This window comes from Emticicia sp. 21SJ11W-3 (assembly GCF_024138715.1).
GTDB lineage: Bacteria > Bacteroidota > Bacteroidia > Cytophagales > Spirosomataceae > Emticicia > Emticicia fluvialis.
Map to the genome: position 1 here is coordinate 2,044,966 of NZ_CP092074.1, position 13,219 is coordinate 2,058,184.

Here is a 13,219-nt window from a genome sequence, read left to right on the forward strand (position 1 = left end):
CCTGATTAAAATCATATAGGTTCTAGGCGAGTAAATTTTTTAAAATAATGTTAAATATATTTGTCTAAATGTAAATTATACTTTACATTTGGTTCGTTAAACTTAACATTTATTAAAACACTACAAAATTATGGAAGCAAGGTTTTTATTTCCGCATCATTACAAATTAATCGGCTGGATTATAGCCATCCCATCTCTGGCATTGGGTTTATTTATTATGCTAGGCAATTATGAGCTTGACTGGCTCACTGTTAAACTTCCTTTCCATTACTACTTCACAGATACTTTTACGTTTGGAAGTAGCAAAGTAAGTACGGATGAAGAAATATCTGTATTGAACCTTACTGATGAGGTAGCATCCGTAGGTACCATCATTGGTTTATTGTTTGTAGCTTTTTCCAGAGTAAAGATTGAAGACGAATACGTTTCAAAAATCCGTCTGGAATCGTTGCAATGGGCCATTTATCTTAATTTCGGGCTATTAATACTGGCCACTATTTTTATTCATGGCAGTGCTTTTTTTAATGTCATCGTTTATAACATGTTCACACCACTGCTGTTTTTTATTATCAGGTTTCATTATATTCTGTTCATTAAGCCTTCTTTCGAGGCTTCAAAACAATTAAAGGCATGAGAAACAGAATCAGAATCGAAAGAGCTATCCTGAATATAACCCAGGCCGATTTAGCCGAGCGCATTCAGGTAAGCAGGCAAACCATCAATGCCATTGAAAGTAATAAATACGTACCCTCCGCTATATTGGCTATGAAAATAGCGCGGGTTTTCAGCAAGCCGGTAGAAGAAATTTTTGAATTAGATGAAAATGATTGATTGCCTTCGGGCGGATATAAATACCATAAATATTACGGAAACCTACCCGCAATGTTTATACACTTACAATAATTATGAAAAAGCAAACCGACCCTTGCCTTATGGCCGGGGTTCGGTGTTTTCAGGCACGAAGCACACCGTAAATATTATTAAACGGATATATTTAACCTGATTTGTACTTTTCTTCGACAGACTGGCAAAATACAAAGATTTAATAAGATTATTTAAGGATGCCTCCCGATTAACTGTCTTCAAAAATTAGTGCCTGATTAGAACACCGCTTTAAAAAATGTTTGAAAAATTATGTGTTTTATATAAATAGTTATAAGGTGTTGGGCCGAGGTACAATATTTTTAAACAATTGAGTATATAATTCTTTTCATCATTTTATGTTTTCAACTTAAGCCACTATTTTTAGGAATCATAATACCTGCAACTACCGGGGATACACCAATTTCAGATACTTATATCTGAATTGAAATCTTAATAGAATGACAGAATTCCTCAGACTTTCATTAAAGCGAATCTTATTCTTGCTGAATATGATAACTGCCCTGTATACCTTACTGGTATATCAGCTCAGTTATTCGGTAAGTGTTAAGCATTGGCTGGGGGGATTCATGACATTATCGCTCCCGATTGCCTGGTTTTTCAATATTTTTTTTATTTTAATCTGGGCCTTGAGAAGGTCAAAACGGGCACTAATTTCAGTTATTGTTCTGGCAATTGGTTTTCCGCTTATTTTAAGAACCTTTGTATGGCACCAACCCGTAGAGGCAGATAAAAGAAAAACACTGTCTGTTCTTACCTATAACCTGATGTGGTCTGATACCGAACGTTTTGACCCCAGCAGTGGTAAATCAGGTGCTGTAAATATTATGAATACAGCCTTAGACATTGACGCCGACATTAAATGTGTGCAGGAATTATACAATCTCGACAGCAGATGGCAATTTGCCCTGATTAAGCGATTCAGGGAAAAAAATAAACATTACACCTATGTGCATTCAACACCCGGCAACGACCAGGGGCAAGGCGCCATAGGGCTGGCTATTTTTTCAAGGTATCCAATCATCAAGAAAAAAGAAAAGCATTGGGCTATTAATCATAACGGTTTGCTGGCGGCCGATATCGTTGTAGGCCGCGATACCATTAGGGTAATGAACGTTCAGTTGAGGTCAATGGGTGTGCGTGTTACGAAAGTGCTGGAGGCCGGAGAAGATAAAGAAAGAGCTAAAAAAGAAGCCAAAACCATTTATCACCAATTACGTGATGGTTTTAAGGACAGAATCATCCAGATGATTGAACTGGAACGATGGATAAAAGCAAGCCCGTATCCGGTAATTATAGCCGGCGATTTCAACGAGGTGCCTTATGGCTATGCCTACGGTAGAACCAGAAAATACCTGAACAACGCTTTTGAGGCCAGGGGGCGCGGCTTTGGTTTTACGTATCATTATCCCCCGGGTTTTTTAAGAATAGATAATCAGTTCTTTGACGAAAATTACTTTGAAACCGTAAATTTCAGAACCTATTCAGATAAGCCGTATTCAGACCATTACCCGGTCTGGGCGCAGTATGCTTTCAAAAGATAACCCAATATAATACCTAAATAGCTGTACTAACAAAATCTAATGGAAAAACTATATCAGGTTGCATTAACCCTGGTTGAAGGCGTCGGGAGCATCATGTTCCGGCAATTGATAAGCCACTTCGGGTCGGCCGAAAATGTTTTCAAATCAAAAACAGACAAACTACTGAAAATTCCGGGCGTAGGTAAGCAGATAGTAGAGGGCCTAAAAGAAAATACACTCCTAAAAAAAGCAGAAAGCATACTGAATGAAGCTGAAAAAACTCAGGTAAAAATCTACTTTTCTACAGATAAAGATTACCCGCCCAGACTTAAAAATCTATATGATGCCCCCGCTATTTTGTATTTCAAAGGCAATGGCGACCTGAACACTTTGCGCACCATAGGCATTGTAGGTACCAGACAAGCCACTGAATACGGAAGAAAAGTAACTGAAGAAATAATTGAGCAATTAAGCCCTCTGCAGGTTTGTGTGGTAAGTGGCCTTGCCTATGGGATAGACATTGCAGCACATAAAGCTGCTCTGGATAACCAATTGCCTACTATTGGCGTAATGGCAAGCGGGTTAGACATCATGTATCCGGCCGCACATAAGAAATATGCCGAGCAGATGTTGATGAGTGGCGGAATCTTGTCTGAGAATCCGTTTGGAATGAAACCTATCCGAAACCTTTTTATTGCCAGAAATCGGATCATTGCCGGGCTTAGCGATGTAACTATCGTGGTTGAATCGGCTGATAAAGGCGGTGCCTTAGTTACTGCAGATTTTGCCAATAACTATAATCGCGAGGTATTTGCTGTGCCGGGTAGCCTGGCCAATAAATACGCTTCGGGTTGTCACAAGCTCATAAAAGACAACAAAGCCATTATTTTTACTGAAACAAATGACATTGTTGAGGCCCTTAACTGGGGCTCTGAAACCAAAGGAACACGTAAAAAGAAACCTGAAGAGGCAGAATTAGACCTGAGCCAGTTTACGCAAGAAGAAAGTCAGGTAATTGCCACACTCAGAACCCACGGCGAAATGCATATTGATAACCTGAGCTGGCAAACGCAGATACCAGTTAATAAGTTAGCTTCGCTTTTGTTAAATCTTGAGTTTCAGGGAATTATAAAAGCAATGGCCGGTAAAAAGTTTGGATTAAAATGATATGAAATTATTTACTTTTACAGCCTCTTCATAAACCATTAATAAGGTATTTTCGTTATTACCATAACCCTTGAAAACGTAAATATAGCAGCATTAAAGTGAACCTGATTAAAAAACTGAATGGCAAAACACAGAGATTTCTGATTTTTGCCATCCTTAGCATTACCCTTGGTTCGTGTTTCAGCAGATGGATAATGACAGAGTCTGAACTGAAACAGCACTACCAAGACAGGCTCTCAAAGCCTTTGTTCCACATGGTTGAAAACGATTCTCTGAAATTGCATTATGTAACCTTCGGAGCAGATACCGCCCAACCGGTATTGTTTATACATGGCGCGCCGGGCTCATGGGACGGCTACCTGAATATGCTGGACGACAGCGCATTGCAGCATAACTACCATTTGATTTCAGTAGACAGACCAGGATACGGGAAGTCACAGAAAAAACCCAAAAAGAGAGTTTATTCACTGGCTGAGCAGGCAAATGCCATTAGTCTGGCCTTAAGAAGTAACCATTCCGGAAAAAAAGCAATAGTTGTCGGCCGCTCTTATGGGGCACCGGTAGCAGCAGAACTGGCCGCCTTGTATCCCCAACTGGTTAAAAAAGTAATTTTGCTTTCGCCAGCTATTGACCCTGACACCGAGAAATTCTGGTGGTTTTCAAAGTTTGGTAAGTTGTTTTTAGTAAGATGGTTCTTGCCAGAGAGAATGAATACAGCCACCGATGAAAAATATGCTCATGTAGCAGAGCTAAAAAAACTAAAGAGTGATTGGGCCAAGATTCGGTCAGAAGTAACTGTAATGTGTGGAGGAAAAGACTGGATTGTGGACACGTCAAATTTTTCTTTTGCCAAAAAAGTGCTGGCAGGCAAAAATGCCAGGTTTATTTTTATTCCTGAATCAGGACATCTGATTTCTGCGTCGCATCCGGATTTGGTAAAAAAAGAAATTTACGGAATAGAAGAATTGAATGAGTCGCTGGGCAATTAATTGCCTGCTTATGAATCTTCAGTAAAATTGTGCAATTATACCCACCGGAATAGAATTGGAAATTGAAGCCGACTTAGCGTTTTCTGCGCAGTCGGCTTTTCTGTTTTAAAGACCTTTGATTTGCAGATATCGGATTCTTTCACAACCTGCATTGAAAAGCTGATTCTTTTTTATATTTCTTTGAAACTTTGTTCATTTCAATTTAACTTTAGAGCCTGCACTTAACATTAATTTATTCAATAAACATGAAAAACCTTACCTTGATTTTTGCTTTGCTGCCAGTGTGTATTGATGTATTTGCGCAAGAAAGTAAAAGCAAAATGCTTGATAACATTGCCAAAAAGGAGATGTATTATGGCTCTATTGCAAAAAAAATATGGAATTATGCTGAGGTGGGCTATCAGGAAACCAGAAGTTCGGCTCTTTTACAGGAAACATTATCTAAAGAAGGTTTTGCAATTCAGAAAGGAGTGGCTGGTATTCCAACCGCTTTTGTGGCCTCCTTTGGTGAGGGAAAACCCGTAATTGGTATTTTGGGTGAATACGATGCCTTGCCGGGGCTCTCACAAGACTCAACTACTGACCAGAAATCAACAGGAGGTGCAGCCGGCCATGCCTGTGGGCATCATTTATTTGGTACGGCATCAGCCGCTGCGGCAATTGCCGTAAAAGAATACATGAAAGCCAATCACATAAAAGGCACCATTCGCTTCTATGGTTGCCCGGCCGAAGAGGGTGGGTCTGGCAAAGTTTATATGGTGCGCGAAGGTTTGTTTAATGATGTAGATGCCGTAATACACTGGCACCCTAATTCAATCAATACCGCTAGTTTTGGAAATTCTTTAGCCAATAAGTCTGGTAAGTTCAGGTTCTATGGGGTTTCTGCTCATGCCTCTATGGCGCCTGAGAAAGGTCGCTCTGCTTTAGACGGGGTAGAAGCCATGAACAACATGGTAAATATGCTCAGAGAACACGTGCCGTCAGACTCACGCATTCATTATGTAATAACCAACGGTGGCAAAGCCCCAAACGTAGTGCCAGACTTTGCCGAAGTTTATTATTATGCCCGTAACCCTCGCCGAGATTTGGTGATGGACGTGTGGTCAAGAATTGAAAAGGCCGCAAAGGGAGCAGCCTTAGGTACTGATACCCGTGTAGAATGGGAATTAACCGGCGGTACCTACGAATTGCTTTATAATGAAACGCTGGCACAGGTAATGCAAAACAACCTTACCCAAATTGGGGGGCTTAGTTACACCGCAGAAGAAAAGAAATTTGCTGAACAACTTGCCAAAAGCCTGGGCGCAGACCGCCTGAAATATGAAGATGCAACCGATATTAAGCCGCTTGTTAACGAAAAAGGTGGTTCTGGTGGCTCAACAGATGTAGGCGACGTAAGCTGGACAGTACCAACCGTCGGGCTGAGCGTGGCAACATGGGTACCCGGCACACCCGCTCATAGCTGGCAGGCCGTAGCAGCAGGAGGCATGAGCATTGGTCGGAAAGGGATGACCATAGCCGCTAAAACTATGGCGCTTACGGCCACTCAATTATTTGAAAGCCCTGAAATTATCAGAAAAGCCAAAGAGGAATTTGCAAAAGCCAGAGGCGAAGGTTTTAAATATATTTCTTTATTAGGAGACAGAAAACCTGCTTTGGATTATAGGAAATAAAGATAAATCAGATTTATTTCAATACTAAGCGTGCCACACTAAGCGTGCCACGGCTTTTCTTTAATGAATAAGGCCGTGGCACGCTTGTTAATATCATTTCCCTTTATCTAAAATCCAGTTTTATTAAACCTCAAACTTCGTTTCGTTCTTAATTTCACTCATTACAAAAATGCTGTGGGTACTGCCTATGTTCTCTAGCGATGCCAGCTTGTTCATCAAAAAGCTCTGGTATTCGCGCATGTCATCAACCACCACTTTTATCATAAAATCATATTCGCCAGAAATATTGTGGCATTCAATCACCTCATTTAGTTTTACAATCTGCTCTACAAACTTTTTACCTGCCTCCTGTGCATGTTCTTTTAACCTGATATTACAAAATACCATCAGGTCTTTGCCTATTTTTTCACGGTCTATCACGGCAACATATTTCTTGATAACCCCATCGTTTTCCAGTCGCCTTACTCGCTCATAAACAGGCGTTGGCGATAGATTCAAACGAGACGCCAGCTCCTTCGTTGTCAAGTGAGCGTTCTCTTGCAGGTACTTCAAAATTTCGCGGTCAGTGGTATCCAGTTTTTGCATAGATAAATTGTCGTTGTAAGCAAATGATTACATCAAAATTAAAAATAATTCTGGTAAGTATTATACCCTGTTTAGATATTTTATCTATTTTATTAAATTTTTTCAAAAAATCAATCTTTAAATAGTATTTTTGTAGGATAAATTATGTTGTTCAGTCATAAGGTAATTAAGGTTTTATGACTAAACTTAAATGACATTAAAAGTGACCGACATTCGCGAAATTCTAAAAAGCAGAATTCTGGTTCTTGACGGAGCCATGGGTTCTTTGATTCAACAATACAAACTGGGCGATGAAGATTATCGCGGAGAGAAATTCCGTGATTTTCCGCATGAGGTGAAGGGTAACAATGATATGCTTTCTATCACCAGACCAGACGTTATCAAAGAAATCCATGCCAAGTATTTTGAGGCAGGGGCAGACATAGCAGAGACGAATACTTTTTCTGCCACTTCAGTTGCAATGGCCGACTACCACATGGTAGATTATGTGTATGAGCTGAATTATAAGTCGGCAAGAATTGCCCGTGAAGTAGCAGACGAATTTACGGCTCGTAACCCCGGCAAGCCACGTTTTGTAGCGGGTTCTATCGGGCCAACAAACCGTACGTTGTCGCTCTCGCCTGACGTAAATGACCCCGGTTACCGTGCCATTACCTTTGATGAACTCGTTGATGCCTATTACGAGCAGATACAAGGTCTGGTAGATGGCGGCGCCGATGTGCTGCTGGTTGAAACCATCTTTGACACGCTCAATGCCAAGGCAGCATTGTTTGCCATAGATTTATACGATTCTGATAAAAGAAGGGGAACCATCCGGCCACTGAATAGCCATTCAATACCAAAACAGGACAACACAAATGCCCCTTTGGCAAGAAAAGAAGTGAGGATTCCGGTAATGGTTTCAGGCACAATTACTGATGCCTCTGGCAGAACGCTTTCCGGCCAGACCACCGAAGCATTTCTGACCTCTGTGTCTCATATCGATTTATTGTCAATTGGATTAAACTGCGCTTTGGGTGCCGACTTAATGCGCCCCTATGTTCAGATTTTAGCCAAAGAAGCTCCTTTTCTGGTTTCTGCCCACCCCAATGCGGGCTTACCCAACGAAATGGGCGAATACGACCAGTCGCCGGAAGAAATGGCCGACATAGTAGAGGATTTCCTACAGAACGGATTCATGAATATCATCGGTGGCTGTTGCGGCACTACACCTGCCCATATCAGGGCTATTGCCGAAGTAGCACAAAAATATAAGCCTAGGGAGATACCTGAATCCGAACCGGTACAGAAACTGTCGGGTCTTGAGCCGTTGAGAATAAGCAAAGAATCAAACTTTATTAACATCGGTGAGCGCTGTAATGTAACTGGCTCTAAGAAATTTGCGCGTTTGATTCGTGAAAATAAATACGATGAGGCTATATCAGTAGCCCGCGAGCAGGTAGAAGGTGGCGCACAGGTGATTGATGTGAATCTGGACGAGGGAATGATTGATGGGGTAGAAGCCATGAAAACCTTCCTGAATCTGTTGATGGCAGAACCTGACATTGCCCGATTGCCGATTATGATTGACTCCTCCAAATGGGAAGTAATAGAAGCCGGGCTGAAGTGTGTCCAGGGTAAATCAATTGTTAACTCGATATCTCTGAAAGAAGGAGAAGAGAAATTTAAGGAGTCGGCAGAAAAGATAAAACGTTACGGCGCATCGGCAGTTGTTATGGCATTTGACGAGCAGGGCCAGGCCGATTCTTATGAACGCCGCGTTGAAATATGTAAACGTGCATACGATATTCTGGTTAATGAGGTAAACTTCCCTGCGCAGGATATCATTTTCGACCCAAATATCCTTACCGTGGCCACAGGTATTGAAGAACATAACAACTATGCAGTTGATTTCATTAACGCTACCCGCTGGATAAAAGAAAACCTGCCTTATGCCAAAGTATCTGGCGGGGTATCTAATATATCGTTCAGTTTCAGGGGTAATGAACCTGTTCGCGAAGCCATGCATACTGTTTTTCTTTATTATGCTATTAAGGCAGGCATGGATATGGGCATTGTAAATGCCGGGCAGCTGGGTGTTTATGACGACATACCCAAAGATATGCTTGAACTTTGTGAAGATGTGCTTTTGAACCGCAGGCCTGATGCCACCGAAAGGCTGGTAACGTTTGCCGAAACTGTGAAATCGAAAGGAAAAGAGCAGGTGATTGATAATGCCTGGAGAGAATTACCGGTTGGGAAACGATTGGAACACGCTCTGGTTAAAGGCCTGGCAGAATATATTGACCAGGACGTAGAAGAGGCACGGCAGCAATTTGAGCGGCCTTTGCAGGTGATTGAAGGCCCGCTGATGGATGGCATGAATGTAGTAGGTGATTTGTTTGGTGCCGGTAAAATGTTTCTGCCTCAGGTAGTGAAATCGGCCCGTGTAATGAAAAAGGCGGTAGCCTATCTTTTGCCTTTTATTGAAGAAGAAAAGGCGGGAGGAGAAAGCTCAAGTGCAGGCAGAATATTGATGGCTACTGTAAAAGGTGACGTGCATGACATAGGCAAAAACATTGTTGGCGTGGTATTGGGTTGTAATAATTACGAAGTGATTGACTTGGGAGTAATGGTGCCAACCGACAAAATTCTGGCTGAGGCGAAGAAACATAATGTGGATATTATTGGCTTATCTGGTCTGATAACGCCCAGCCTGGATGAAATGGTGGGTGTGGCTAAAGAAATGGAGCGTCAGGGCTTTACCATGCCTTTACTGATTGGCGGAGCCACTACATCTCGTATCCATACAGCAGTAAAGATAGACCCGCATTATTCAGGGCCTGTTATTCACGTGTTGGATGCGTCTAAGAGTGTACCTGTGGCAGGCAGGCTTATGCAGAATGCACAGACCCATCAGGAGATTTTTGATGAGATAAAAACCCAATATGCCAACCTGCGCACCGAACACGCCAGCAGGCAGAAAGATAAAAACTTTGTAAGTATTGATAAAGCGCGTGATAACCGCGTGCCTATTGATTGGGCGAATTTCCAGGCAACTAAGCCAAAGTTTTTAGGGACCAGAATTTTTGAAAATTATGACCTTGCCGAAATTGCAAAATATATCGACTGGACACCATTTTTCCAGACCTGGCAGTTGCATGGCAAATATCCAAAGATTTTTGATGATGAAATAGTAGGTGCGGAGGCCAAAAAACTGTTTAACGATGCTCAGAAAATGTTGAAGAAAGTAATTACTGAAAAATCATTAAGAGCAAGTGCAGTTATTGGTTTTTATCCGGCTAATTCAGAGGGCGACGATATAGTACTTCATAACTTTGAAGAATTTACTTATGACCTTGCCGGACAAGGGAGTCTGAAAGGAACAGGCTACAGAATACTAAGCAATACTGCCGTATCTGAAGAGGGTGAATTGATTGAGAATAATACTTCTCTGGCTACTTTGCATCATTTACGCCAGCAAAACCTGAAGGCCCAAAACTTACCAAACCTTTGCTTGTCAGACTTCATTGCACCATCAGCCTCGCATAAGGAAGATTACCTGGGCGCCTTTGCTGTTACAGCAGGCCTGGGCATAGAGGCCCTATTGGAGCAATACGAAAAAGACCATGACGATTATAATTCAATTATGCTTAAAGCCATTGCAGACCGTTTGGCAGAGGCGTTTGCAGAGTTGATGCACGAAAAAGTTCGTAAGGATTTCTGGGGGTATGCTACCCATGAAGAGCTTAGTAATGATGACTTGATTTCAGAGAAATATCAGGGTATTCGTCCGGCACCGGGTTATCCGGCATGCCCAGACCACACAGAAAAACGTACCTTGTTTGATTTATTACAGGCTGAAAAAATTGGTATTGAACTCACCGAAAGTTTTGCCATGTATCCGGCCAGCTCAGTAAGCGGATGGTATTTTGCTAACCCTGAAAGTAAATACTTTACCATTGGCAAAATCAGTAAGGATCAGGTGATAGATTACGCTCAACGCAAAAATATGAATATTGAAGAGGCTGAAAAATGGCTGAGTCCGGTTTTGAACTATGATTAAGAGCCGATGTAATAACATCAGGAAGGCAACTCGAAAGGGTTGTCTTTTTTGTTAGAGGTTTTTGACCTAATTTTGTGTATTAAACTACGACAGCATTTTACTATGTTCACCTACCAAATCAAAAATCCGGCTGAGGCGTTTATCAATATTGAAATAGAGCAAGGAGCGTTTGCCGGTAAAACTTTGAAATCAACAGAACTGCAACCCTGCATGGATATGACCTGCCCCTGCGGAAACATCTATTTTGCAGATGACACCGAAAATGTGTTCGCATTGGATGTATCTACAAGCCATATTCTTAAATATACCGATAAGGATACTTTAGATGGAAGTAAAGATGCTACTCTGAAGGCATTTGAAGATGAGATTACGCCTGCTCAATGGAAAGAACTGAATACTTTTTACAGAGACCTGAAAGGTATGGCGTCTGAAATGGCCGAAACCGGTAAAATTGAAGCCCAATTTGCCAATTATAAAAGAGTATTGCAGGAGTCGCAGATGGTTTCTTATTATGAAATACTGCCTTGGTCTTATGACCTGCATCTGGAAATTGACGGTACAAAGTATTGGATGAGCGATTTTTATTGCGTACAGCCGTCTTGCCAGTGTACCAGCGTAATGCTTTTGTTTTCGTTGAGTTATGATGAGCAGCCCAATCTTGAACTCTGGTTTGATTATGCCAAGCAGGAAGTATCTATGGGCCAGCTGGACGACAAGACATTGCCGGTTACCAAAATTATCAGAGAAATTAAATACACACAAGCTGATAGATTCAGAAAAACCTTGAGCAACAGGCACAAACGGATGAACGATTTTTTTGTTGATTTTTTAAAAAGAAACAACATTACGCCCAGCATGAAGTCGCCGGTGATTGCAGGTGATAATTTAGGCAGAAATGATCTGTGTGGTTGTGGAAGCGGCAAGAAATATAAAAAATGCTGTGGGGTGTAAACCAATTTTGACTAGTCCTAAAATAACGATACAGGATTAATAATAGTAAAAATACATTTTTTAGACAGAAGTAGCCTTCGTGTTGCTTCTGTTTTTTGTTTTATAGGTTTTCATTTTGACACTGTTTTGCAGGTGCATCAGATTAGGAGTTAGCATATAATTAGACCAGTGTGGCCTGATTTGATTGTACTTGTTTATAATTTCCGCTACCAGCTTTTTCATTAATGATAATTCAAGATGGTAAGTATCAACGATAAATTCCTGTTTTAATATTCCGTTTATCCTTTCTGCCACTGCATTTTCATAAGGATCTGAGTTTTGGGTCATGCTACACTTTAGGCTGTACTTCTTTAATAAGTATTGATATTCATCCGAACAATATTGTATCCCCCTGTCTGAGTGGTGTATCAATGCATCAGACTTAAACATCCTGTTCCTATGAGCCATTTTTAAAGCATTAATACAGCCTTGTGTACTTAGGGAGTCAGACACATCATATCCCATTATCTTTTTAGAATAGGCATCTGTTATTAAGCTTAAATAACAAGGCTTATCACGTTTGCCGATGTATGTAATGTCGGATACCCACACCTGCTCCGGTTTAGTAATATCAAGTTCTTTTATCAGGTTAGGGTGCTTCCTAAAGCGATGGTGTGACCATGTAGTAACATGATAACTCCTTTTTGGTTTTATCAATAAATGATTCGCTTTTAGGATATTGAAGAACTTATCCCTGCCTACTTTTAACGCTCTAAGCTTATTATTAAGTATGTAATACAGTTTTCGTGTACCAAGCCTGGGCTGGATTATACGTTGCTCCCTCACAAGTGCCACAACCTGTTCTGCCAAGGTTCTCCTGAGCTTGGTGCGCTTAATGCTCCGATAATAAACCTGCCTGTTTATCCCGAACAAACCACAGCTAAAGCTTATGCTTTCCTGCCTTTTTTCACTAAAGGACTGGATTGTCCGGGGGGTAAGTTTTTTCGGATATCAATATTATATTCTTTTTCGGCAAGGTCTATCATCATATCGAAAATAATGGCCTTAGAATCAGAAATATGATTCTGATTCTCAAGCTGAGCTTTCTGCTTTTCCAAAAGTTTCACTTTGGCTTCAAGCTCCATAATGCGTTGTTCAGGTGTCTTTGGCATATTTGATGGCGTTTGATTCTCCCAATCAAAGTTACCATATTTTCGAAGCCAATTTATAACACTCTTTCTACATTGTATGCCATATTGTTTGGTAGCCTCGCTAGCTGTAATTTTACCCCGCTCAATTTCCTGAACTATCTGTAACTTAAAAGATAATGAATAGTCTTTTTGGGTACGTTTGACATAACTGTTTTGTCCTTCCATTTTTGATACTTTTTTGTGTATCGCTATTTCAGGACGGGACATTTAGAAA

The 13,219-nt window shown here is 41.0% G+C and carries 11 protein-coding genes; 8 read left to right on the forward strand and 3 right to left on the reverse strand.

Annotated elements, in window-relative coordinates; genetic code table 11:
- Positions 1-130 precede the first annotated feature (130 nt).
- The 6 genes from MB380_RS08640 to MB380_RS08665 all read left to right on the forward strand — a co-directional run bounded on the left by MB380_RS08640 (position 131) and on the right by MB380_RS08665 (position 6,234).
- Positions 131-634 (forward strand): hypothetical protein, encoded by a 504-nt coding sequence (locus MB380_RS08640; protein WP_253534613.1) that lies wholly within the window; start codon positions 131-133, stop codon positions 632-634.
- On the forward strand, positions 631-831 hold the full coding sequence (locus MB380_RS08645) for a helix-turn-helix transcriptional regulator (protein ID WP_253534615.1): 201 nt from the start codon (positions 631-633) through the stop codon (positions 829-831). The genes MB380_RS08640 and MB380_RS08645 overlap by 4 nt, the downstream gene beginning before the upstream one ends.
- A 491-nt stretch (positions 832-1,322) precedes the next feature.
- Positions 1,323-2,426: an endonuclease/exonuclease/phosphatase family protein gene (locus MB380_RS08650; protein WP_253534617.1), complete on the forward strand. Its 1,104-nt coding sequence runs from the start codon at positions 1,323-1,325 to the stop codon at positions 2,424-2,426.
- A gap of 39 nt (positions 2,427-2,465) precedes the next feature.
- Complete coding sequence (dprA, locus tag MB380_RS08655; protein ID WP_253534618.1) at positions 2,466-3,572, forward strand: DNA-processing protein DprA; 1,107 nt, start codon at positions 2,466-2,468, stop codon at positions 3,570-3,572.
- A 98-nt stretch (positions 3,573-3,670) separates the two neighbouring features.
- The gene (locus tag MB380_RS08660) at positions 3,671-4,561 is read left to right on the forward strand and encodes an alpha/beta fold hydrolase (RefSeq protein ID WP_253534619.1); all 891 of its coding nucleotides are present in this window, start codon (positions 3,671-3,673) and stop codon (positions 4,559-4,561) included.
- Between the two features lie 245 nt (positions 4,562-4,806).
- Positions 4,807-6,234 carry an amidohydrolase gene (locus MB380_RS08665; RefSeq protein WP_253534620.1) on the forward strand — a complete coding sequence of 476 codons (1,428 nt, stop codon included), beginning with the start codon at positions 4,807-4,809 and terminating at the stop codon, positions 6,232-6,234.
- A 123-nt stretch (positions 6,235-6,357) separates the two neighbouring features.
- On the opposite strand, the gene MB380_RS08670 is transcribed toward MB380_RS08665, so the two are convergent.
- The gene (locus MB380_RS08670; RefSeq protein ID WP_253534621.1) at positions 6,358-6,819 is read right to left on the reverse strand and encodes an Lrp/AsnC family transcriptional regulator; all 462 of its coding nucleotides are present in this window, start codon (positions 6,817-6,819) and stop codon (positions 6,358-6,360) included.
- A gap of 190 nt (positions 6,820-7,009) precedes the next feature.
- Between MB380_RS08670 and metH the strand changes: the two genes are divergently transcribed.
- Positions 7,010-10,864 carry a methionine synthase gene (metH, locus tag MB380_RS08675; RefSeq protein ID WP_253534622.1) on the forward strand — a complete coding sequence of 1,285 codons (3,855 nt, stop codon included), beginning with the start codon at positions 7,010-7,012 and terminating at the stop codon, positions 10,862-10,864.
- A gap of 102 nt (positions 10,865-10,966) precedes the next feature.
- A complete protein-coding gene (locus tag MB380_RS08680) occupies positions 10,967-11,815 on the forward strand; it encodes an SEC-C metal-binding domain-containing protein (RefSeq protein ID WP_253534623.1) in 849 nt (282 codons plus the stop codon).
- A 60-nt stretch (positions 11,816-11,875) separates the two neighbouring features.
- On the opposite strand, the gene MB380_RS08685 is transcribed toward MB380_RS08680, so the two are convergent.
- Entirely contained in the window at positions 11,876-12,727 is an 852-nt protein-coding gene (locus MB380_RS08685) for an IS3 family transposase (protein WP_253534624.1), read from the reverse strand.
- Between the two features lie 14 nt (positions 12,728-12,741).
- Positions 12,742-13,170 (reverse strand): helix-turn-helix domain-containing protein, encoded by a 429-nt coding sequence (locus tag MB380_RS08690; RefSeq protein ID WP_253534625.1) that lies wholly within the window; start codon positions 13,168-13,170, stop codon positions 12,742-12,744.
- Positions 13,171-13,219 lie beyond the last annotated feature (49 nt).

What these genes read in the sequence shown, in the direction of transcription:
- MB380_RS08640 (WP_253534613.1), top strand. Translation starts at nt 131, where the DNA reads ATGGAAGCAAGGTTTTTATTTCCGCATCATTACAAATTAATCGGCTGG.
- MB380_RS08645 (WP_253534615.1), top strand. Translation starts at nt 631, where the DNA reads ATGAGAAACAGAATCAGAATCGAAAGAGCTATCCTGAATATAACCCAG.
- MB380_RS08650 (WP_253534617.1), top strand. Translation starts at nt 1,323, where the DNA reads ATGACAGAATTCCTCAGACTTTCATTAAAGCGAATCTTATTCTTGCTG.
- dprA (WP_253534618.1), top strand. Translation starts at nt 2,466, where the DNA reads ATGGAAAAACTATATCAGGTTGCATTAACCCTGGTTGAAGGCGTCGGG.
- MB380_RS08665 (WP_253534620.1), top strand. Translation starts at nt 4,807, where the DNA reads ATGAAAAACCTTACCTTGATTTTTGCTTTGCTGCCAGTGTGTATTGAT.
- MB380_RS08670 (WP_253534621.1), bottom strand. Translation starts at nt 6,819, where the DNA reads ATGCAAAAACTGGATACCACTGACCGCGAAATTTTGAAGTACCTGCAA.
- metH (WP_253534622.1), top strand. Translation starts at nt 7,010, where the DNA reads ATGACATTAAAAGTGACCGACATTCGCGAAATTCTAAAAAGCAGAATT.
- MB380_RS08680 (WP_253534623.1), top strand. Translation starts at nt 10,967, where the DNA reads ATGTTCACCTACCAAATCAAAAATCCGGCTGAGGCGTTTATCAATATT.
- MB380_RS08690 (WP_253534625.1), bottom strand. Translation starts at nt 13,170, where the DNA reads ATGGAAGGACAAAACAGTTATGTCAAACGTACCCAAAAAGACTATTCA.